Annotated in this window: 18 protein-coding genes and 1 riboswitch; of the genes, 9 read left to right on the forward strand and 9 right to left on the reverse strand. The window is 43.2% G+C overall.

The annotated features are described in order from the left end of the window. Window positions 1-19 precede the first annotated feature (19 nt). The gene (locus R7Q41_RS03630) at window positions 20-721 is read right to left on the reverse strand and encodes a pseudouridine synthase (protein ID WP_017634731.1); all 702 of its coding nucleotides are present in this window, start codon (window positions 719-721) and stop codon (window positions 20-22) included. 311 nt (window positions 722-1,032) lie between these two features. On the opposite strand from R7Q41_RS03630, the gene R7Q41_RS03635 reads away from it, so the two are divergent. Continuing rightward, window positions 1,033-3,258: an NADP-dependent isocitrate dehydrogenase gene (locus tag R7Q41_RS03635; RefSeq protein WP_318109285.1), complete on the forward strand. Its 2,226-nt coding sequence runs from the start codon at window positions 1,033-1,035 to the stop codon at window positions 3,256-3,258. Between the two features lie 183 nt (window positions 3,259-3,441). On the opposite strand, the gene cspD is transcribed toward R7Q41_RS03635, so the two are convergent. Then, on the reverse strand, window positions 3,442-3,660 hold the full coding sequence (cspD, locus tag R7Q41_RS03640) for a cold shock domain-containing protein CspD (protein ID WP_005378407.1): 219 nt from the start codon (window positions 3,658-3,660) through the stop codon (window positions 3,442-3,444). Between the two features lie 704 nt (window positions 3,661-4,364). On the opposite strand from cspD, the gene clpS reads away from it, so the two are divergent. Both clpS and clpA read left to right on the forward strand, forming a co-directional pair. Beyond that, the gene (gene clpS, locus R7Q41_RS03645) at window positions 4,365-4,685 is read left to right on the forward strand and encodes an ATP-dependent Clp protease adapter ClpS (protein WP_005378419.1); all 321 of its coding nucleotides are present in this window, start codon (window positions 4,365-4,367) and stop codon (window positions 4,683-4,685) included. A 50-nt stretch (window positions 4,686-4,735) separates the two neighbouring features. Beyond that, window positions 4,736-7,003, forward strand: coding sequence for an ATP-dependent Clp protease ATP-binding subunit ClpA (clpA, locus tag R7Q41_RS03650; protein ID WP_005387879.1), 2,268 nt, complete (start codon window positions 4,736-4,738; stop codon window positions 7,001-7,003). Window positions 7,004-7,138: 135 nt separating this feature from the next. Here clpA and infA read toward each other — a convergent pair whose 3' ends face one another. The 3 genes from infA to aat form a co-directional block, all read right to left on the reverse strand. Then, complete coding sequence (infA, locus tag R7Q41_RS03655; protein ID WP_001040192.1) at window positions 7,139-7,357, reverse strand: translation initiation factor IF-1; 219 nt, start codon at window positions 7,355-7,357, stop codon at window positions 7,139-7,141. Window positions 7,358-7,438: 81 nt separating this feature from the next. Continuing rightward, window positions 7,439-8,140 (reverse strand): arginyltransferase, encoded by a 702-nt coding sequence (locus R7Q41_RS03660; protein ID WP_318109287.1) that lies wholly within the window; start codon window positions 8,138-8,140, stop codon window positions 7,439-7,441. Next, complete coding sequence (gene aat / locus R7Q41_RS03665; RefSeq protein ID WP_085569614.1) at window positions 8,137-8,844, reverse strand: leucyl/phenylalanyl-tRNA--protein transferase; 708 nt, start codon at window positions 8,842-8,844, stop codon at window positions 8,137-8,139. The genes R7Q41_RS03660 and aat overlap by 4 nt, the downstream gene beginning before the upstream one ends. 39 nt (window positions 8,845-8,883) lie before the next feature. On the opposite strand from aat, the gene R7Q41_RS03670 reads away from it, so the two are divergent. Beyond that, window positions 8,884-9,360 (forward strand): glycine zipper 2TM domain-containing protein, encoded by a 477-nt coding sequence (locus R7Q41_RS03670; RefSeq protein ID WP_085569613.1) that lies wholly within the window; start codon window positions 8,884-8,886, stop codon window positions 9,358-9,360. Window positions 9,361-9,650: 290 nt separating this feature from the next. After that, window positions 9,651-10,931, forward strand: a complete 1,281-nt coding sequence (gene aroA, locus R7Q41_RS03675) for a 3-phosphoshikimate 1-carboxyvinyltransferase (protein WP_017634728.1) — start codon at window positions 9,651-9,653, stop codon at window positions 10,929-10,931. Window positions 10,932-10,994: 63 nt separating this feature from the next. On the opposite strand, the gene R7Q41_RS03680 is transcribed toward aroA, so the two are convergent. Next, window positions 10,995-11,243, reverse strand: a complete 249-nt coding sequence (locus R7Q41_RS03680; RefSeq protein WP_005387884.1) for a YciN family protein — start codon at window positions 11,241-11,243, stop codon at window positions 10,995-10,997. Window positions 11,244-11,677: 434 nt separating this feature from the next. On the opposite strand from R7Q41_RS03680, the gene topA reads away from it, so the two are divergent. From topA to R7Q41_RS03700, 4 genes are all read left to right on the forward strand, one after another. Beyond that, window positions 11,678-14,308: a type I DNA topoisomerase gene (gene topA / locus R7Q41_RS03685; RefSeq protein WP_005378351.1), complete on the forward strand. Its 2,631-nt coding sequence runs from the start codon at window positions 11,678-11,680 to the stop codon at window positions 14,306-14,308. 596 nt (window positions 14,309-14,904) lie between these two features. Further along, window positions 14,905-16,122 (forward strand): glucose-1-phosphate adenylyltransferase, encoded by a 1,218-nt coding sequence (gene glgC / locus R7Q41_RS03690; RefSeq protein ID WP_318144365.1) that lies wholly within the window; start codon window positions 14,905-14,907, stop codon window positions 16,120-16,122. After that, complete coding sequence (gene glgA / locus R7Q41_RS03695) at window positions 16,112-17,569, forward strand: glycogen synthase GlgA (RefSeq protein ID WP_064353745.1); 1,458 nt, start codon at window positions 16,112-16,114, stop codon at window positions 17,567-17,569. The genes glgC and glgA overlap by 11 nt, the downstream gene beginning before the upstream one ends. 109 nt (window positions 17,570-17,678) lie before the next feature. After that, window positions 17,679-18,482, forward strand: coding sequence for an alpha/beta fold hydrolase (locus R7Q41_RS03700; RefSeq protein WP_017820032.1), 804 nt, complete (start codon window positions 17,679-17,681; stop codon window positions 18,480-18,482). A 31-nt stretch (window positions 18,483-18,513) separates the two neighbouring features. On the opposite strand, the gene R7Q41_RS03705 is transcribed toward R7Q41_RS03700, so the two are convergent. The 3 genes from R7Q41_RS03705 to R7Q41_RS03715 all read right to left on the reverse strand — a co-directional run bounded on the left by R7Q41_RS03705 (window position 18,514) and on the right by R7Q41_RS03715 (window position 20,246). Then, window positions 18,514-18,834 carry a DUF2007 domain-containing protein gene (locus R7Q41_RS03705; protein ID WP_017820033.1) on the reverse strand — a complete coding sequence of 107 codons (321 nt, stop codon included), beginning with the start codon at window positions 18,832-18,834 and terminating at the stop codon, window positions 18,514-18,516. A gap of 20 nt (window positions 18,835-18,854) precedes the next feature. After that, window positions 18,855-19,541, reverse strand: coding sequence for a TVP38/TMEM64 family protein (locus R7Q41_RS03710; RefSeq protein ID WP_005378366.1), 687 nt, complete (start codon window positions 19,539-19,541; stop codon window positions 18,855-18,857). Between the two features lie 114 nt (window positions 19,542-19,655). Then, entirely contained in the window at window positions 19,656-20,246 is a 591-nt protein-coding gene (locus tag R7Q41_RS03715; protein WP_005378367.1) for a TfoX/Sxy family DNA transformation protein, read from the reverse strand. 116 nt (window positions 20,247-20,362) lie between these two features. Beyond that, window positions 20,363-20,452: riboswitch (cyclic di-GMP riboswitch) on the reverse strand. Window positions 20,453-20,581: the final 129 nt, after the last annotated feature.

A 20,581-nucleotide genomic window follows, 5' to 3' on the forward strand; every position in this document is an offset into this window, starting at 1 on the left:
CTTTTATCTTTTCTGCTTATTAGAGAGAGATTTCTCTCCATTCACCAGGCATTAGGTCGTTAAGGACGATATCACCCATCGAATGACGAATGAGGCGCAAAGTAGGGAAGCCAATGTGCGCAGTCATGCGACGCACCTGACGATTTCTTCCTTCAATAATGGTAATGGCTAACCAAGTGGTAGGGATATTTGCGCGAAAACGAACCGGAGGCGTTCTGTCCCAGACTTGTGGTTTTGGAATAACTTCAACTTCGGCTGGTAGAGTCATACCATCTTTTAGCTCTACTCCCTTTCTCAATTTTTCAAGATCTTGCTCCTGAGGAGCGCCATCAACTTGAACCCAATAAGTCTTCGGCGATTTTGACTTTGGCTGCGTTAGCTTCGCCTGCAAGATGCCATCGTTAGTGAGTACCATCAAACCTTCGCTGTCTCGGTCCAATCGGCCAGCCGCATAGACATTTTTGATTGGGATATAGTCCGCTAACGTTTTGCGACCATCGCCATCGGTAAATTGACTGAGCGTATCGTAAGGCTTATTGAAAATAATGACTTTACGATCTTTAGGGGCCACTTTTGGCTTTTGGCTTTTTGTTGGGCGATTAGGGCGGCGGTCTTGCTGAGTACGAGTCTTCGAGCCATTGCGAGCTCCTGAGTGTTTAAAATGGCCCGTTTTAGACTGGTTACGACTGCGACCTTTTTCCTGACCTGTACGAGATGACATGTTAACTACCCTGCAAAAATGTAAATGAACTGTGTTTGAAAGTTTTAAGTTTTCTCATGATCGGATATGATTTGCGCGCCTAAAACTAACAAACGCGCACAGAATGATAGACTAATTCGTGTTATTTGTTTAATTATATCAGTGCACTCATGGATTCAGAGCTTAGAGCTTCAAACTACAACAAAGAGTGCGAACCGCATGTGGCGTTAGTGAGGAGACATGTACTGCTAACGCGCAGCAATGCGTCAATTAAACCAACTCAGACGCTGAGTTGATCAGCCAACAAGTTGATTAAAAAATAGGGAAATTTCATGCCTACAGAAAAACCTACAATTATCTACACCATCACTGATGAAGCGCCGGCGCTAGCAACTTATTCATTACTACCAATCATTCAATCATTCACAGCATCGTCTGGCATCAATGTAGATACTCGTGATATTTCACTAGCAGGTCGAATTATCGCTAACTTCCCAGAGCATCTAAAAGAAGAACAGCGCATTGGCGATGCGTTGACTGAGCTTGGTGAACTAGCTCAAACTCCAGAAGCAAATATCATCAAGCTACCTAACATTTCAGCTTCAGTTCCTCAGCTTAAAGCGGCGATTAAAGAGCTTCAGGCGAAAGGTTACGATTTACCAAACTACCCAGAAGAGCCGAGTACGTACGAAGAGAAAGCGATTAAAGCGGCTTACGACAAAATCAAAGGTAGTGCGGTTAACCCAGTACTTCGTGAAGGTAACTCAGACCGTCGTGCTCCGACTTCGGTTAAGAACTACGCGAAGAAAAACCCACACTCAATGGGTGCATGGTCAGCAGAATCTAAGTCTCATGTTGCGAGCATGTCGGACAATGACTTCTTTGGTAGCGAAAAGTCTACGACTATCTCTGGCGCAACAGAGGTCAAAGTCGAGTTTGTCGGTAATGATGGTACAGTTAAAGAGCTTAAGTCTGCGTTCCCATTACTAGATAAAGAAGTCATTGATACTTCAGTAATGAAGAAGAAGGCGTTGGTTGAATTTTTCGAGAAAGAGATTGCTGAAGCGAAAGCACAAGACGTGCTGCTGTCTCTTCATATGAAAGCGACGATGATGAAAGTTTCTGACCCTGTCATTTTCGGCCATGCAGTAAAAGTTTACTACAAAGACGTTTTCGATAAGTACGGTAAGCTGTTTGAAGAGCTAGGTGTTGATGTAAACAATGGCATCGGTGATGTTTACTCAAAAATTGAGTCTCTACCTGAAGCGCAAAAAGCAGAAATTGAAGCGGCCATTCAAGCGGTTTACCAAACTCAACCAGAACTTGCGATGGTTGACTCTGATCGTGGTATCACAAACTTACATGTACCAAGTGACATTATTGTAGATGCTTCTATGCCAGCAATGCTTCGCTCTTCGGGTCAAATGTGGGGACCAGATGGTAAACAAAAAGACACCAAAGCGATGATTCCAGATCGTAGCTACGCAGGTATTTACCAAGCGGTTATTGATTTCTGTAAAGAGCACGGCGCATTTGATCCAACCACTATGGGTAGCGTACCTAACGTTGGTCTAATGGCTCAGAAAGCTGAAGAGTATGGTTCTCACGACAAGACATTCATTCTAGACGCCGCGGGTACGGTTCGCGTTGTTGATGCTTCAGGTAACGTACTGTTAGAGCAAGCGGTTGAAGAAGGCGATATCTTCCGTATGTGTCAGGTTAAAGACGCACCAATCCAAGATTGGGTTAAACTAGCAGTGACTCGCGCACGTGCAACAGGTGTTCCAGCTGTATTCTGGCTAGATGAAAACCGCGCGCACGATGCTGAGCTCATCAAGAAAGTAAACGCCTACCTACCAGATCACGATACTGACGGTCTAGAGATTAAGATCCTATCTCCTGTTGAAGCTTGTAAGTACTCACTAGAGCGTATGAAAGCGGGCCTAGATACTATCTCTGTTACAGGTAATGTTCTTCGTGACTACCTAACAGACTTGTTCCCAATTCTAGAGTTAGGTACGTCTGCTAAGATGCTATCTATTGTTCCATTGATGAATGGTGGTGGTCTATTTGAAACAGGCGCTGGTGGTTCTGCTCCTAAGCACGTTCAACAAGTAGAAAAAGAGAATCACCTTCGTTGGGATTCTTTGGGCGAGTTCCTAGCGCTTGCAGCTTCGTTAGAGCATTTAAGTGTAGCGACAAACAATCCTAAGGCTCAGGTTCTCGCAGATACACTAGATAAAGCGACCGGTGAGTTTTTAGACACCAACAAATCTCCGTCACGCAAAGTGGGTGAGCTAGATAACCGTGGAAGCCACTTCTATCTTGCACTTTACTGGGCGAAAGCGCTTTCAGAGCAAACGGATGATGCGGATCTTGCTGCTGAATTTGCACCAATTGCAAAAGCGCTGTCAGAGCAGGAAGAAACGATCGTTGCTGAGCTAAATAATGCGCAAGGCGTGAAAGGTGAGCTAGGAGGTTACTACTTACTAGACGATGCATTGGTTTCTAAATTGATGCGTCCAAGCGAAACCTTTAACGCAATCATTAGCAAGTAAGTTAGTGTAAAAACACGTCGTTTTCGGCGTGTTTCCTATCCTGTAAGTGCGTTGTAAGTGTTCCTTTTGTAACACGTGCTCTAAATAGTAAGAAACCCGCTATCTTGGCGGGTTTATTTTTCTCTTCAAAACATCAACGTGGCGTTTCGAGAGCAATATTTTTATATTTCGACAGCGCTCTAATTATTTGGCTTGGCCTTCAAGAGGCACGACGCTACTCGCGTGACAGCCTTTGGGACCTTTTTCAATCTCGTAAGAGACTTGTTGGCCTGCTTTCAGTGTACGATAACCGTCCATCTGGATAGTTGAGTAGTGGGCAAAGATATCTCCCTCTTCTTCATCTGAACAAATAAACCCAAATCCTTTGGCATTGTTAAACCACTTTACTGTACCTGTAGCCATGCTTTACATCCCTCATGCATTTTTTACTGATGTTGTTACTGCAACCAAGTTATACCTTTAACTTGGTACTACCATTGTCAGCGAATGCCAACAAACGTCAAATCAATGATAAGTCACATTCATCAAACCACTTAAAGAAGAGAGGTTTCAAAATGATGATTTATGCATCGACACTTTCCACTGTAGTCAATGAATTTCGACAGTCAATAGCAGTGAGCAACAAACAGAAACATAATTGAAAACAAATCACTTTTGAGATTAACAAATTTGCAAACAGTTTTTCGTATATACGCAGAAGTTTAGTCAATTTGCCTATGAAGTGGCTCATACTGAAAAAGCCATACTGTCCGTGTTGCTTATGGGAGAAGAATCCTCTGACTGAATAAAAAATGAAGTTTTCGTGATAATTACCGTATTCTCAATGAGGAAGTGTGATCCAGATAGAAGATGATGGGGTGGTTTGCAATAGTCCGAGAGCAATAAATAGAAAGTTCTTTTATAAGAAAAAATGTGTAACTTATCGACAAGCATCTTTTATTTGCGCCGTATCAAGACGTGCATTAGTCTCTATATTAGGTAGCAACTTTTATCGATCAAAGATCGAATTCGGTGCCAAAACTCACTACACCGCGCTGCATGCTTGTGGTAGATTGTTTTTATAGGTCGAAAACATCAACCCTTTGATACGATATCTTTAGATTGCCATGAGTAAAAATTTTGAATGGGTCACTCCGGACTCTGATCTTCTGGAGCGAGAAAGTACGAAAGTCCAGCCACCTAAGCTGTACAATGTCGTACTCAATAATGATGACTATACACCTATGGATTTCGTCATAGAGGTGCTTGAGCGATTTTTCTCACATGATATTGATAAAGCAACTCAAATCATGCTTCAGGTCCACTATGAAGGAAAGGCAATCTGCGGCACATACAGCGCAGAAATTGCCGAAACAAAAGTAGCGCAAGTTACGATGTACGCAAGGGAAAATGAACATCCGCTACTTTGCACTATGGAGCAAGCGTAAACAAAGAAGACTTGCTCGAACAACCCCAGTTGTTTTTTCGGGAGGTACTTATGCTAAATAAAGAACTAGAGTCAAGCCTTAACGGTGCATTTGCTCGGGCGCGCGACAAACGCCACGAGTTTATGACTGTCGAACACCTCCTACTTGCATTGTTGGAAAATGATGCAGCTAAGGAAGCCCTTCTAGCTTGTAAGGCGGATCTTGACGCTTTACGCAACGAACTCGATATTTTCATCGATCAAACTACGCCTCTTATCCCAGATAGTGATGAGACGCGTGAAACGCAGCCGACTTTGAGTTTTCAACGTGTACTACAACGCGCCGTCTTTCATGTACAGTCGTCTGGTCGTAATGAAGTAACAGGCGCCAACGTGCTTGTTGCTATCTTCAGTGAGCAAGAGTCGCATGCCGCTTACCTACTGAAGAAAAATGACATCTCCCGATTAGATATTGTTAATTTCATCTCCCACGGTATTACTAAAGCATCAGGTGCAGGTGAGGATTCATCATCAGACTCGTTTAGCTCAGAAAGTGTTGAAGAGCCTAATTCTGAAGAACGCTTAGAAAGCTTTGCGACGAATCTTAATCAAGTCGCTAAAGATGGAAACATCGACCCACTCATTGGACGTGATAAAGAGTTAGAGCGCACTATTCAGGTACTTTGTCGACGCCGCAAGAATAATCCACTACTAGTGGGTGAGGCAGGGGTTGGTAAAACAGCCATAGCGGAAGGTCTTGCATGGAGAATTGTCGAAGGGCAGGTCCCTGAGGTTATTCAAAACAGCGTGATTTATTCACTAGATATTGGCTCTTTGCTCGCTGGTACCAAATACCGCGGTGATTTTGAAAAGCGCTTCAAGGCGATTTTGAAACAACTTGAAAAAGAAGAAGATGCCATTTTGTTCATCGATGAAATACATACCATCATCGGTGCAGGCGCGGCATCTGGTGGTCAAGTCGATGCAGCAAATCTTATTAAGCCTCTTTTAAGTAGCGGTAAGTTGCGTTGTATTGGTTCGACGACATACCAAGAATACAGCAACATTTTCGAGAAAGAGCGTGCGTTGTCTCGCCGTTTCCAAAAGATAGACGTTGTAGAACCTTCATTAGATGACACAACTAAAATCTTGATGGGCTTGAAGCCGAAGTACGAAGCTCACCATGAAGTACGTTATACCAATAAAGCACTGCGTGCCGCGGTAGAACTGTCGGCTAAATACATTAATGAACGCCATCTACCAGATAAGGCCATTGATGTCATTGATGAAGCTGGTGCTCGTAGTCGTCTTGCTCCTGCAAGCCGTCGTAAAAAAACGGTCGGAGTGGCTGATATCGAATCAATGGTTGCCAAAATGGCGCGAATTCCAGAGAAGTCGGTTTCTTCTTCAGATAAAGACATTTTGAAAAACTTAGATAGCAAAATGAAGATGTTGGTATTCGGTCAAGATAATGCGATTGATGCATTATCCGAGGCGATCAAGCTGACACGTGCAGGTTTAGGTGTAGACAACAAACCTGTTGGTTCATTCTTGTTTGCAGGCCCAACAGGGGTTGGTAAAACAGAGGTGACGGTGCAGTTATCTAAGCTTCTAGGTATCGAGCTACTTCGTTTTGATATGTCTGAGTATGGTGAGCGTCACTCCGTAAGTCGCTTAATTGGTGCGCCTCCTGGTTATGTCGGTTATGACCAAGGTGGTTTGCTAACTGATGCTGTTATTAAGCACCCACATTCAGTCGTATTACTTGATGAGATTGAAAAAGCGCACCCTGATATCTTTAACCTGCTGTTGCAAGTCATGGATAACGGTACGCTAACGGACAACAATGGTCGCAAAGCAGACTTCCGTAATGTCATTCTTGTTATGACAACTAACGCAGGAGTGGCGGAAACCGAGAAGAAATCAATTGGTTTGATTCAACAAGACAACAGTCATGATGCAATGGCGGAAATTAAGAAGGTGTTTACTCCTGAGTTCCGTAACCGTCTTGATAACATCATCTGGTTTAACAGCCTTGATGAAAGCGTTATCCATCAAGTGGTTGATAAGTTCATTGTCGAACTGCAAGTGCAACTTGATGCGAGAGGCGTTTCAATGGAAGTATCGCAAGACGCTCGCCATTGGTTAGCACATAAAGGTTATGACAAAGCTATGGGGGCTCGCCCAATGGGGCGTGTTATCCAAGAACAGCTTAAGAAGCCTTTGGCTAACGAACTGTTGTTTGGATCTTTAGTTGACGGCGGTACAGTGAAAGTAACGCTGGTCAACGATACGCTTGAGTTTGAATACTTAAGTGAGAAAGAGACAGCGATGCATTAATCGTTAGTCGGTAACAAACGCAAAAGCGTACGAGAAGATCGTACGCTTTTTTTTATCTGAATTAACTCGGAAAAAATTGTGCAATAAAAAACGGAGCAGCTTGCTCCGTTTTTTATTGCATCCGAAAATCAGAGATTAACGAGCGCGGAAGACGATGCGGCCTTTTGACAGGTCGTATGGAGTCATCTCTACAGTTACTTTGTCACCCGTTAGGATACGGATGTAGTTCTTACGCATCTTGCCAGAGATGTGAGCAGTCACAACGTGACCGTTTTCAAGTTCAACACGGAACATAGTGTTTGGTAGAGTGTCAAGGACAGTGCCTTGCATCTCGATTACGTCTTCTTTAGCCATTTAATCCTCTTTAGAAATTAGGCAATATTAGCGGGCTATATTCTGCCGCTAAATAGTAATTATGTAAAGTTGAGGCGTATTCTACCCTCGCCAACGCTGATTTACTAGCCTTTGGTGGCGTTGAAAGCGTGTTTTGTAGCTCATTGCTGGGCACTCATCAATCTGATATCCCAAATATAGCCACTGTTGTTTGTTTTCTTGGCAGTATTTAATTTGATAAAGCACCGCTAATGTCCCAAGAGATAACTCGTAGTCAGGGTCAAAGAAAGTATAAAAAGCACTCGAGCATTGTGGCATCAAATCTGTCACTGCAATGGCGAGCAATCGATCTGATTCATCGTAAATGTGTAAAAACGACGTTGTCAGCCAGCTGGTTTGAGCAAATCGAGCAAACTCATCACGCTTTGGTGGATACATAGTGCCGTTTCTATGCCGTTTGCAGATGTACCGACTGTAAAGCTCAAACCATTCCTCATCCATTTCAGGTTTCATTTCCCAGCGTAAAGACTGTGCTTTATTAAGCAGCCTCTTCTGACTTTTTGATAGTCTAACGTCTGGAATCGAGACTCGAATTGGCTGGCAAGCGGTGCAATGCTCGCAATGCGGTTTATATATGGTATCTCCGCTACGACGAAAACCGTTAGCCATGAGCAACTGGTAATTTTCTTCAGTATGCAGCCTTTCATCAAGCGCCACCGCAACCCGCTCTTGCCGTTCAGGCAAATAACTACAAGGGTGATTATTCGTCAACCCTATTCGAATATGTTGTATATCCGTACTCATACTGAATCCTGCAAAACTTGGGGCTGATAGGCATCAAATAGTGTTTGCTTTTCTCTTAAAGATAGTAGTTTTTGCATAAATTCGTTACGCTCAAGTTCAAATGCGCCAAGTGATGCCAAGTGAGAATTCATAACTTGGCAATCGATTAATTGACCTTGCTTTGACGCCAAATGGTTGCATAAGTACCACAATGCAATTTTGGATGCGTTATCTTTTAGGCTAAACATCGACTCCCCGCAAAAAAGTTGGCCCACGCAGATGCCATATAGTCCGCCAATCAGGTTGTTGTCATGCCATACTTCTACAGAGTGACAGTGACCAAGTTTGGCTAACTCAATGTAGGAAGTTTGCATTTCCTCGTTGAGCCATGTTTCCTCTGCAGGGCGTGTTGAAGAACATAGTCTAATCACTTCTTCTGTCGCGAAATTGAGTGTTACTTTATAGTTATGTTTACGCTGAAATTTTTTGAGACTTTTAGATGGCTTAAACTGCAATGGGTCAAACACAGCGCGCGGAGAAGGGCTCCACCATAAAATAGGTTCACCAGGACCATACCAAGGGAAAATGCCTTGATAGTAACCATTGAGGATTCTCATGGGGTTTAAGTCACCACCAAAAGCCAGCAAACCATTGGGGTCGCTGAGTGCTTTATAGGGTGAGGGAAAGTTGAACGTTTCATCGAGTTCAGTTAAATAAATAGCCATAAGAAGTCGTTACCAACATTGGAGTCAGAGGAGTTTATGATGACCTGGTTAAGAAATATCGTAAAAGTATGGCTTAGGATCATACTGTTTTTACCACTTGTCGCCAACGCAGCCTATGAAAGAAATGTTGCCAAGCCAGTTAATGAAGTAGTTTACGGGAAGATTGACTCTGTCCGTTATATTACTCAACAAGAGGTTGTTCAATCGAAAAGTAACGGTTGGAAGACACTACTTGGTGCCACTATCGGTGGTTTAGTCGGTAATCAATTTGGTGGCGGTACGGGAAGAGAAGTCGCGACGGCAGTGGGTGCGCTTGCAGGTGCCGCAGTTGCTCAAAACCAAAGTAATTACCAATACACGGTTGAATATAAGTTAGTTGAGCTACTCATCAAAGTGAAGGGTGATAAGCTAATTAATGTCATCCAAGATGTTGATAAAAATATGTTATTTAGTCGAGGGGATGAAGTTCGTATTTTATATTTTGATGATGGAGTCAGGGTTGATATCACTTATTAACCCTAGGTTGTTTTAGCCTAACGAAGCCTAATCAGGCATGTACAGTCGGGCTGGCTTATTGTCAAATCAAGTCGAAATAGTTTGCTGTTTCGCCGTGCTTCTTTCGCTCTTATTTACATCGCTGGCAATGCCTTTAATTCTGTATCTTTAAGCTGCTTGAGGATATTCATAAATTAGCGCCGATTTACTCTGGTTTTGTCGTGTTTTTTTGGGTAGTCTGAATTCACGAAGAATTGTTTAGCCCTCATAAAAAATCGTATGTTGAGGGCACAAAGGATTATCAACTTTTAATGGAAAGCCTAACGTTACAACCTATCAATAAAATTCAAGGGGAAGTGAACCTTCCTGGCTCTAAAAGCGTTTCTAATCGAGCTCTTTTACTTGCTGCTCTTGCTAAAGGCAGAACTCGCCTTACTAATCTCCTCGACAGTGATGATATTCGTCATATGCTGAATGCGCTGACTAAACTAGGCGTTCAATACCAACTTTCCGAAGATAAAACAGAATGTCTCGTTGACGGCCTTGGGCGTCCGTTTTCTGTCTCAGAGCCGGTAGAGTTATTTCTCGGCAATGCTGGCACTGCGATGCGACCATTAGCTGCGGCTCTTTGTCTTGGAGAAGGGGAGTATGTACTGACGGGCGAACCTCGTATGAAAGAGCGTCCAATTGGTCACCTTGTCACGGCACTGAAAGATGCTGGTGCGAACGTTGAGTACATGGAAAACGAGAACTTTCCGCCTCTCAAAATAATTGGTACTGGCCTAAAAGCAGGTACAGTTTCTATCGATGGGTCCATTTCAAGTCAGTTTTTGACAGCTTTCTTAATGTCTGCGCCATTGGCTGAAGGTGAAATTCGCATCAACATCGAAGGCGATTTGGTTTCTAAGCCTTATATCGATATCACCCTGCATATCATGAAGCAGTTTGGAGTCGATGTGATCAACAACGACTATCAAGAGTTTGTGATCCCAGCCGGTCAGCAATACATCGCTCCAGGTGATTTCTTGGTTGAAGGTGACGCGTCTTCTGCTTCTTACTTCTTGGCGGCGGCAGCCATCAAAGGTGGAGAAGTTAAAGTCACGGGTATCGGTAAAAACAGCATTCAAGGTGATATTCAATTTGCTGATGCGCTTGAAAAAATGGGTGCAGAAATTGAATGGGGTGATGACTACGTAATTTCACGTGTTGGTCAATTAAAAGGCATTGATATGGATTACAACCATATCCCTGATGCTGCAATGACCATCGCGACAACAGCGCTATTTGCCGAAGGCACTACCGCTATTCGTAACGTTTATAACTGGCGTGTAAAAGAAACAGACCGTTTGTCAGCTATGGCGACTGAGTTACGTAAAGTTGGTGCGGAAGTGGAAGAAGGGGAAGACTACATCATCGTCAAACCTGTCTCTCAGTTAAAGCATGCTGCGATTGATACTTACGATGATCATCGAATGGCGATGTGTTTTTCGCTGGTGGCACTTAGTGATACGCCTGTGACGATTAACGATCCAAAGTGTACGTCGAAAACGTTCCCTGACTACTTCGACAAACTTAAGGCTTTAAGCTGCTAAATATTCTGACCTGAAACATGAAAGCCAGAGTGAATAACACTCTGGCTTTTTTGTTTCCCAATACTATTTAACCAGCGTAAATTCCTTAGAAAGGTGATGCGCTAAGTATTTGAACATATTGAATACTGCAGTCGTATTTGAAGTTGGTAAACCTTTGTCATCAAGGAAGTATTCACCTTTAAAAACTAAAACACCTTCTTTTTCTTCTACACTTGTTGCTCGCATTCCCTCGATGTAATCATCGTGCTCTTGGATGATTTGGTTAGCGATCAAAAGAAGGTCGAACTCTTCGATAAACGTTCTATCAGACATATTCTTTCTACCATCCTATTCAGTTAAGAACGCTGAGTATACCTACAACTAAAATGGGTTTGCATGATTAATTCAGTCAATCGTTCAGTAAGACTAAACAGATCAATTTTTAGAGTATAAGCATGATGCGGAGGAAGATGGCAGAGCATTGAACCAAACTATTTTGTGATGGGTAACAAAATTTATTGCATTGGATTAGCGGATGCTAAGTTTGCCTGTTTAGATATGCCGCTCAATACCTTTCAGAACCCTGTCTCTTTGAAGTATAAAGACGATGAATTGTCAACCAATCGGATCTGAATTTCAAAAAAGCAGTTGATCTTCTTTTCATCTCGCACAATAGTAAAAAAAGAAGCAATGAAATAGAACATTATGCGGGTGGCCTTTAAACAAGGTTTCTACCCGCATTATTATGAAGGACGTTAGAGTCAGTTATGGGTAAATCACTCGTTATAGTGGAGTCACCAGCCAAGGCAAAGACGATAAATAAGTACCTTGGTAAAGACTTTATTGTTAAGTCTAGTGTTGGTCATGTGCGTGATCTGCCTACGGCCGGTCAAAGCACTGGTGAGAAAAAAGCCGCAGCCATCTCAACTAAAGGGATGAGTCCGGAAGAGAAAGCGCGCGTTAAAAAAGAGAAAGACCGCAAAGCGTTGATCAAAAAGATGGGGATTAACCCATATCATGACTGGGAAGCGAATTACCAAATCCTTCCAGGCAAAGAAAAAGTTGTCAACGAACTACAAAAACTCGCCAAAGACGCAGATTGCGTTTATCTCGCAACCGATTTGGACCGCGAAGGGGAAGCAATCGCATGGCACCTTCGTGAGATCATCGGTGGCGATGAAGAGCGATACAAACGTGTAGTTTTTAACGAAATTACGAAAAACGCGATCCAACAAGCTTTCCAGACACCTGGCGAGCTGAACATGGATGGTGTAAATGCCCAACAAGCACGTCGCTTCATGGACCGTGTCGTTGGTTTTATGGTTTCACCTCTACTTTGGAAAAAAGTGGCTCGTGGCTTATCTGCTGGTCGAGTGCAGTCTGTTGCGGTGAAATTGTTAGTTGAGCGTGAGCGTGAGATTAACGCGTTTGTACCAGAAGAATTCTGGGACATTCATGCGAATACGAAAACGAAAGACAAAGCGGACTTTAAACTGCTTGTTGCTCAGAAAGACGGTTCTGCGTTTAAGCCAGTTAATGAGGCAGAAACCAAAGCAGCGATGTCTGTACTTGAGAATGCAAGTTACGAAGTATGTAAGCGTGAAGACCGCCCTACAAAGAGCAAGCCCTCAGCACCTTACATCACCTCTACGCTTCAACAGGCAGCGAGTACACGCCTGGGCTACGGCGTGAAAAAGACCATGATGCTAGCTCAGCGCCTCTATGAGGCCGGTTACATCACTTATATGCGTACTGACTCGACTAACCTAAGTGCCGAGGCTGTGGACGCTGTACGTGACTTTATTGGTTCTGAGTTTGGTGATAAGTACCTGCCAGCGAAACCATTGACGTACGGTAGCAAAGAAGGGGCACAGGAAGCGCACGAAGCGATCCGTCCTTCAAATGTGGGTGTTAAGGCGGAAGACCTGCAAGGTGTCGATGCTGATGCGCACAAACTTTATGCTTTGATTTGGAATCAGTTTGTAGCGTGTCAAATGACGCCAGCAGAATACGATTCAACAACCATCAGCGTAAAAGCGGCAGAATACACGCTTAAAGCGAAAGGTCGTATCCTTAAATTTGACGGCTGGACTCGTGTACAGCGTCCAATGGGCAAAAACGAGGATACAATCCTTCCTGCGGTACAACTTGGCGATAAGCTAAGCTTAGAGTCACTTGACCCTAAACAGCACTTTACAAAGCCACCTGCGCGCTACACTGAAGCAGCACTGGTTAAAGAGCTGGAGAAACGAGGTATTGGTCGTCCGTCGACTTACGCATCGATCATTTCTACGATTCAAGATCGTGGCTACGTGAAAGTTGATCAGCGCCGTTTCTACGCTGAAAAAATGGGTGAAATTGTTACTGACCGCCTTGATGACAGCTTTAACGATTTGATGAACTACGACTTTACTGCGCGTATGGAACAGAAATTGGACCAAATCGCTGAAGGTGAAGTGAACTGGAAAGCTGTGTTAGACAACTTCTTTGCTGATTTTACTGGCGATCTTGAAAAAGCGGAGCTGGATGAGTCAGAAGGCGGTATGAAGTTAAACCACATCGTCATGACGGATATCGAGTGTCCGACGTGTAGCCGTCCAATGGGCATCCGTACTGCTTCGACAGGTGTGTTCTTAGGCTGTTCAGGTTACGCGTTACCACCAAAAGAGCGTTGTAAGACAACCATCAACTTGGGTGACGAAGAAGGTATTATTAACGTTCTAGAAGAAGACGTTGAAACCGCAGCTCTTCGTGCTAAAAAGCGTTGTCCGATCTGTGAAACAGCGATGGACGCATACCTGATTGATGACAAGCGTAAGATGCATGTTTGTGGTAATAACCCGAACTGTGAAGGCTACCTTGTTGAATACGGCGAGTTCAAAGTAAAAGGCTACGATGGTCCAGTTGTTGAATGTGACAAATGTGGCTCTGATATGGTGCTTAAGAACGGTCGCTTTGGTAAATACATGGATTGTACGAGCGAAACGTGTAAGAACACTCGTAAGATTCTTAAGAATGGCGAAGTCGCGCCACCGAAAGAAGATCCTGTTCATTTCCCCGAGTTGCCATGTGAAAACTCAGATGCGTATTTCGTACTTCGTGATGGTGCTTCAGGTCTATTTATGGCGGCAAGCAACTTCCCGAAATCGCGCGAGACACGTGCTCCTTTGGTTGCTGAACTGGCACGTTTTGAAGAGCGTTTACCTGAGAAGTTCAAATACCTAGCGACCGCACCGCAAGAAGATCCTGATGGTCGTCCTGCAGTCGTACGCTTTAGTCGCAAAACAAAAGAGAACTACGTTCGTTCGGAAGAGAACGGTAAGCCAAGTGGTTGGACAGCGCTCTTTGTTGACGGTAAGTGGGAAGTCACTGATAAGCGTAAAAAAGCGAAAGCATAAAAACGTACGATCTAAGTGATGTAAAAAGGCAGCGATATCGCTGCCTTTTTTGCGTAAAGGCCATTGTGTTGTTCGTATAGATCTTTGCTGCTTTGACTGAGTTTTGCTGACGCGAGAAGATCCCAGCATCAATATTTCGTAGGCGCTGATGTATTTTTTATGTAAAAAATATTCGTTGTAACTTTCATTTTGCATTCACATATTTGTTATACATTGAGCTAAAAAAATCGGCGGTGTAGTGAATCCGTTCGTAAATTGTTTTCACAATGTAATCGTTTGCTTTTCCATGTGTGATCTAGATATCGTCTTGAGTACGCAAGAGCTGTATGGTACACAGAATGGCGTATTAAAAATTGTAATTTAGAACCCGCTTAGATAATTTATTACAAAAATTAGTGCAACTGTGTGCATTGTTTGCGTCAAAAAATAAGGAAAGAGTGGACGTTGCATACTGGAAGTGCCGTAGCTTTTTTATCCGTGTTGTAAGAGTTCACAGAAACTCAGAGACGGTTGCTAAATGTATTCGCTTGACTCCCCGAGTGTGACTCATTCAAGCGAGTACCAAATCCAAGCTATAACGATATGGAGAACAACAAATGGCTGGTGTTTTGGGAATGATTCTTGCTGGCGGTGAAGGCTCTCGTTTGAGACCTTTAACGGAATCTCGCAGTAAACCTTCGGTACCGTTTGGTGGTAGTTATCGATTGATCGATTTTGCTCTAAACAATTTTGTTAATGCGGATCTGATGCGCATTTACGTCCTAACCCAATTTAAATCTCAATCTTTATTCCATCACTTAAAAAAGGGGTGGAACATCAACGGCATTACAGACCGCTTTATCGATCCTATTCCCGCTCAAATGCGTACTGGTAAACGTTGGTACGAAGGGACGGCGGACGCGATCTATCAAAACCTGCGTTTTATGGAATTAGAGGAACCAGAGCAAGTTTGTATTTTTGGCTCTGACCATATCTATAAGATGGATATCAAACAAATGCTGAACTTCCACTCAGAAAAGAAGGCTTCTCTGACGGTATCTGCATTGCGCATGCCACTAAAAGAGGCGTCGCAATTTGGGGTTATCGAAGTGGATAGTGAAGGTCGTATGATTGGCTTTGAAGAAAAACCAGCAAATCCGAAGTCGATTCCTGGGGACCCTGATTACGCTTTAGTTTCAATGGGTAACTATGTTTTTGAAGCTCAGGTATTGTTCTCAGAGTTGGTCGAAGATGCGGATAATGAAGCTTCATCACATGATTTTGGAAAGGACATCATTCCAAAGATGTTCCCTAGAGGTGATGTGTTCGTGTATGACTTCAGTACCAACAAAATCAGTGGCGAAAAAGAAGAGGTGTACTGGCGTGATGTCGGAACTATTGATGCGTACTGGCAAGCGCATATGGATCTGCTAGAAAAAGATGCTCCATTTTCGCTGTACAACCGTAAATGGCCATTGCACACCTACTACCCACCATTGCCACCTGCGACATTTACCGACTCTGATAATGGTCGTGTGCAGATAATCGATAGTTTAGTGTGTAATGGCAGCTATGTTAGAGGCTCAAGAATCGAAAAGTCGGTGCTTGGTTTTCGCAGTAATATTGCTTCTGCTTGCGATATCAGCGAATGTATACTTCTTGGTGACGTAAAAATTGGCGAAGGCTGTGTTTTACGTCGTGTGATTGTCGACAAGGATTCCGATATTGCTCCTGGTACTCAGATTGGTGTGAATCTTCAAGAAGATAAAAAACACTTCCACGTGTCTGAGGAGGGCATTGTTGTTATTCCGAAAGGAGCTCGAGTTGGCTACTAACAACTTATCTATTCTGTTTGTAGCTTCTGAGGTTGAAGGCCTCATTAAAAGTGGTGGCTTGGCAGATGTTGCCAAGGCACTACCGGAAGCCCTTCAAAACCTACAGCAAGACGTAAGAATTACCATCCCTGCGTACAGCAGTATTGATAAACTCGCAGACGCAGAAGTTGTATTAGAAACAGAATTAACATCATGGCCGCATACGGAGTATCGAGTTTTGCGGCTCATGTTAGGTCAAAATCCTGTTTACCTGATTGATTGTCCGCCGTATTTCAATCGACCATCAATGTATGCGGAGAACAACCAAGCGTATACTGATAACGGCGAGCGCTTTGCGTTTTTTAGTGCAGCATGTCTCGATATGTTACCCAAGCTCGCCTTTCAACCTAATATCATACACGCGAACGATTGGCACACAGGTCTTGTTCCATTTTTGCTCAAGCACAGGTATGGCAATGATCCGTTTTTTGCTCATACTAAAAGCGTCATTTCAATTCACAATGCGGTCTTTAAAGGCGTATTTAGTTATGAAGACGTGCAGTGTTTGCCAGAGTTTCATTGTAGAAACGTTCCCGATGCTGCGGTGAGTGCAACGCATATTACGATGCTTAAAGCTGGTGTAATGAATGCAGATAAGATAAACGCGGTTAGCCCTACGTACGCAGAGGAACTAAAAACAGAGCTTGGCAGTCACGGCATGGCTTGGGAGTTTCAGCAACGTGCGCAGGACTTAGTCGGCATCTTGAATGGTTGTGATTACAGCGCTTGGAATCCGGAAACGGATACCTACTTGCCGGTTAATTACTGCGCCGACCAGAAAAGTATGTCGCAAGGGAAGAAAGCTTGTAAAAAAGCATTACAACAAAGACTAAATTTGCCCGAAAAAGATGTAGCTATGTTCGGTATGGTTTGTCGGTTGACCCAGCAGAAAGGCGTTCATTACTTGTTGCCTGCTTTGGCCGATTTTTTGAAGCACGATGTTCAGCTAGTTGTCGTTGGGACCGGAGACCCTGTTCTTGCCGCTCAGTTACGAGAGGTTGCCGCGCAGTTTTCTAGCCAATTTGCCTTTGTAGAAGCGTATGACAATGAACTTGCGCATATCGTTGAAGCGGGTTCTGATTTCTTCTTGATGCCTTCTGAGTTTGAACCATGTGGCTTAAACCAAATCTATAGTATGGCTTATGGGACATTACCGATAGTACGCGGTGTTGGTGGCTTGAAGGACAGCGTTAGCGATTATGATGTAAACCCATCTGAAGCAACGGGGTTTGTTTTTTTCGAACCGACACCGCAGGCATTGTTGTTAACGATGCTAAGGGCACTGTTGCTCTACGCTCAAAACGAGCCTGAAGTGAATAAAGTACAGTTGCACGCGATGCAACAAGACTTTTGTTGGCAAAAGGCCGCAGAATCTTATTTGCAGCTTTACCACTCAGCGTTAGTTTGACTTAAAATTGTAACGAAAGGCACCGAATGAGGTGCCTTTATTATCTTGAGTAAGGGGAGTGTGGTAGGATGGCTTTTTACTCAATAGCACGATCTTTTTGATACTCAATATGACCCAGCCGCTACTTTTTCATAAAACCTATTTGCACCCTACTAGTAATGAGTGGGTTGTATTTGTGCACGGTGCTGGTGGTAGCTCTTCTATCTGGTTCAAGCAAATTAAAGCTTACAAGCAACACTTTAACTTATTGCTGATCGATTTAAGAGGTCATGGAAAGTCAAATCAGTTACTTAAAGAGCTCATTGCTAGCCGTTATACCTTTACGGAAGTTACCCAAGATATTTTGAAAGTATTGGACCATTTAAAGATCCAATCCGCTCATTTTGTCGGTATGTCGCTTGGTACTATTATTGTTCGAAACCTTGCTGAATTGTCATCAGAGCGCGTACGTTCGATGGTGCTCGGCGGTGCTGTCACAAGGCTTAACACTCGTTCTCAGATATTGGTGAAATTAGGTAATTTTTGTAAGCATATCCTACCGTACATGTGGCTCTACAAACTGTTCGCTTATATTGTTATGCCTCAAAGAAGCCAACGAGAATCTCGCCACCTTTTTATTCGCGAAGCCAAGAAGCTTTGCCAAAAAGAATTTAAACGTTGGTTTATTCTTGCCGCTGATGTAAATCCGTTAATGAAATATTTTAAAGATCGAGAGTTACCCATTCCGACTCTTTACTTAATGGGCGACAGGGATTACATGTTTATTAAACCTGTCAAAGAAATGGTTGCAGCACATAAGCTCAGCATTCTACGAGAAATCCCGAATTGTGGTCATGTATGCAATGTAGAGCGTCCAGAAGACTTCAATCAACACTCCATCGAGTTTATTAAACAGCAAGCTGTATGTGCTTAAAACTGAGTGCATCCACTGAATAGGAGAGCCGCTATAGCTCTCCTAGTTGATATCCACATTGCCAACATGCACCAAATTGCCCTTCGTTTATTTCATGACATTTTGGGCATTGCCAATCTTGATACTCATGCCTATCGGATTGTTTTCGATATGCTTTTACTATTTCTTCAGCTTTCATCTTTTGTGCCGTGTCAAAAAGCCACACATAAGGATCGGTATCATCACCAAACGGCAGTTCTCCTTTTAAGCCGAAAATACCTTCTCCGCGAACTTCACAGTAAATTTGTTCCACTTTAAGCAGCTCACATACAATGTGTGCTTCTGCTGGGTTTTTAGCGATAAATATTTTCATCAAAATACCCACTTCACCAATTACGAGTTTTGCTGACTTGGTGTCGGCCTTACTTTATTCATAACCCATTTAGTGATGATTGGAAATAGTCCCAATAGCGCAAAAGACGCTAATACTGCGGGTGAAACAATGCCCGATAGGCTTTCAATTGTTGCTAATTGAGTACCTGCATTCAGATATACGGCTGTGCCTGGCAGCATACCTATTTGGCTAGTGAGATAAAATCGACCTACAGACATCGGTGTTAAGCCCATCAGTAAGTTGATTAGAAAGAAAGGGAATACAGGGATTAGACGCAAGGAAAATAGATAAAAAGCTCCGTCTTTTTCGACACCTTGATTAATTGCGTTGAGTTTATTTCCGAATTTGTTTTGTACCCAGTCACGCAATAAGTATCGGCTGCTCAAGAAGGCCAGTGTTGCCCCCATAGTGCTAGCGAAAGAAACCAGTAGCAAGCTTGTCCAAAAACCAAATAAGGCTGCACCAAGTAAGGTGACTACTGCCGCTCCTGGGATAGAAAAAGCGGTAATTGCAATGTAGGTAAAAAAGTAAATCGCAGCCGAGAATACAAAATTCTGATCGATGTATGTAGTTAGTGCTTCTTGTTGGGCTTTTGCATTCTCTAAGGTTAAATACTGGCCAAAGTTAATACCTAAAAAGACGATAGCCGCTAGTAGGATGAGACCTAATATCAGTTTCTTATTCATAATTTTGATTCCAATTTGGGATATATGTAATAAGACAGTAGGAAAACCGAAAAAATTTCACAAAAAAACCGCAGATTAGACTGCGGTTTTACAAGATAGTTTTTAGGCCGACTTTTATTGGAGGCCGTTCATCAACTCATCTCGGCGAGCTTGAGGTACCACACTCCAATGAGTGCCGTTGATAGCACCTTCTAGTGCCCATAGCAACTCAATGTTGACGGTTGCAGAGTGCGTATCTCTTATCGCTTTATAGGCGTTAAGCGCACCTTCCTCTTCAAGCTTCTCTACGGATTCGATGCCGGCTTTTTTTAGCATGCGCTCGGTAGCCAGTCGTAAGTTAGGCAAATCTTTCAAACGGTTAGGCTTTGTACTTGCTTGCTGTTCTTTCTCAAGCTTTGCCTTTTTCAATGATTGATTCGCTACTTCGATTAAGCGTTCGCTTGATTCCCATAAATCGCTGGAAATAGCGTAGTACTTTGTAACGACTGGAAAGCCACGTTTTTTATAAACGTAAGGCTTTAGCCCTTGTTTCTCGAAGTCAGATGAAGTTTTTTGGTCTGCTCTGATATGAAGCTGATTGTTTACCACTAGTGCAAACATTGTTTCATCAGCGAATAGTCCGAAGCCACCAAACATTGAGCGCGACTTGATATTACCAAGTGCCTCAAATAGCTTCATAGAGTCTTTGAGTATCGGTTTATCCATGTTTTGTTATCTCGGTGTAATTAATATTACGCCACCAAAAGTCAGGTCCGAGAGAGTAGCAAACATGCGTAAAAACAATGTCATTACAGAGTAAAGTCATTGCTTACACACTTGCCATCGGTAACCCCGCTACCTTCCATATCGTAATATGGTTCAGGCCGGAGGCTTTGCGTCCCACTCTTTCGAATGGTTTGCCCTGTGCGTGACACAATGAGCATACTTCTTATATTGAATTAACATCACGGTTTAGCGTTAAAAGTGTGATTTCGGTTCAATAAAAATGATAGATTGAATGCTCTATTTTGCATATGGAAAGGTGCAAATTGGCCTTTGAA

The sequence above is a fragment of the Vibrio sp. 2096 genome (genome assembly GCF_033339595.1).
Classification (GTDB): Bacteria; Pseudomonadota; Gammaproteobacteria; order Enterobacterales; family Vibrionaceae; genus Vibrio; species Vibrio alginolyticus.